Origin of the sequence: Shewanella sp. 11B5, from assembly GCF_002836795.1 — a bacterium.
Taxonomy (GTDB): Bacteria; Pseudomonadota; Gammaproteobacteria; order Enterobacterales; family Shewanellaceae; genus Shewanella; species Shewanella frigidimarina.
On record NZ_PJAP01000832.1, the window covers coordinates 1 to 1593 of the forward strand.

A 1593-nucleotide genomic window follows, 5' to 3' on the forward strand; every position below is an offset into this window, starting at 1 on the left:
CCAAGGGCAGTTTATATAGATACTTCTCCACTGACGTTCCAGTATCTAATTGAGAAACAAGCCATTTCATCGACAATCGAGGTCCCGAAATATCATCAAAATGTTTATCGATTATACGAATAAGGGCTCTAACAATTTCCATATCCCTTCTCTTCCAATCAACTCTATTGTTTACTACGGGAATAGGACGCTTGTATTTGTTATTAGTGTTAAGTAACCAATCTCTATTGTGGCGGTATAACCACATATATGTACTTTCATAGCCATTTTTCCTGGCAACTTTGGCCCCGAATTGTTTAACTTGATTTAGCCATATTTTTTGGTTTTCTCGCATTTTTGTTTTTGAGAAAGTCGTTAATTTAACTTTTTTGATATTTGATTTAACTAAAGACCTTCCCCTATCCATAACCTCAGAGAGCTTGATATCTTTTTGAATGGCATAAAGTGCGACTAAATGCTCTAAATAACTGAAGGATTTTCGATGCTTTTGGGAAATCTTATGTAACCAATTAGACTCCGTTTCATTTGGAAATAAATTCATTGAACGTAGCCATTCCGCTGACCACGCACTCTCAATTGCCTCTTTCAGTAATGGGTAATTACAAAAACAACCTTTTGCGAATCCATTTTTAACAAGTAAATCTCTATACAGGTTTGTCCATTGCTCAAAACTGAGTGATTGCTGCTCTCCTCGATAGAGCAGCCAACACACTTGCTCGTCTAACCACTTAGGATTGGATATCAATATCTGAGGTGAAAATGTTTCTATTTGTTGAGTTTGCAGAGGAAAATACTCATGCCTATGTTGCATTGAATGGTAGGGTTGAATATTTACTAGTGGAGTTCCGTGTATACAGCAATGATTTATGCCAACAATTTGATGTATTCTTCTCCAGTAGGGTTCACCGACTGTATTCAGTTGCTCTTCAATACAATCCCGACAAGTTCTCATCACATGTAATTTAGGTATTAGTGATGCGACATAACCAGAAGCGAGGTGAACCGAGCCAAAGCTCTTAAATTGCATATGGTTTAAACATTCTAACCTTCTATTTTCGGGTAGAAATGGACTATACAATGGGAATAGAGTGTGCCCATAAATAAGATCTATGGGCGAGGGTAAATTTAACGAATTAATCGAGGTGAAATCGTTAAGCCGAGAGGGAAAGTTTACTGAAGAAATAGCCGAGCGACTGCCAATGACACCGCTGAGTAAACGCTTAGGACTTGTTACGCAAAAGCGTACTCTGGCCCGGCTCAATATGCCATATACTAACTCATCTGGGTACGGCGCTGGGAAGTTCAGCATAGCTAATCAAATCGCTCATAGACAAGATAAGCTTTTCATTTTTTAGAACGTGATAAAAACTACCATTTTTATCTTGTGAGAATAAATACCTCAGGTCATCGAGAGGTAACTTGGACCAATCCTTTCTGCTGATGCGTTTAAAGTCATTACGCTGTAATTTTTCTGGATTTTGGGGCTTTGCTAGAGCTTGATTTGATTTGTTGTTTTTGGGTTTTACTCTTCTCTTATCATGAGAATTTACAAGACGCTCGAAGATCTTATTTTTATCTGACTTAATAGCTGAT

At 37.7% G+C, this 1593-nt stretch carries 2 protein-coding genes; both read right to left on the minus strand.

The genetic code is table 11. The annotated features are described in order from the left end of the window. Positions 1 to 1309 (minus strand): TnsD family Tn7-like transposition protein (locus CXF78_RS16910; protein WP_145991526.1); only part of this gene is annotated, 1309 nt, incomplete at its 3' end. Then, positions 1278 to 1593, minus strand: a 316-nt coding sequence (locus CXF78_RS16915; protein WP_219622088.1) for a hypothetical protein, incomplete at its 5' end; no start/stop codon positions are given. The genes CXF78_RS16910 and CXF78_RS16915, both read right to left, overlap by 32 nt.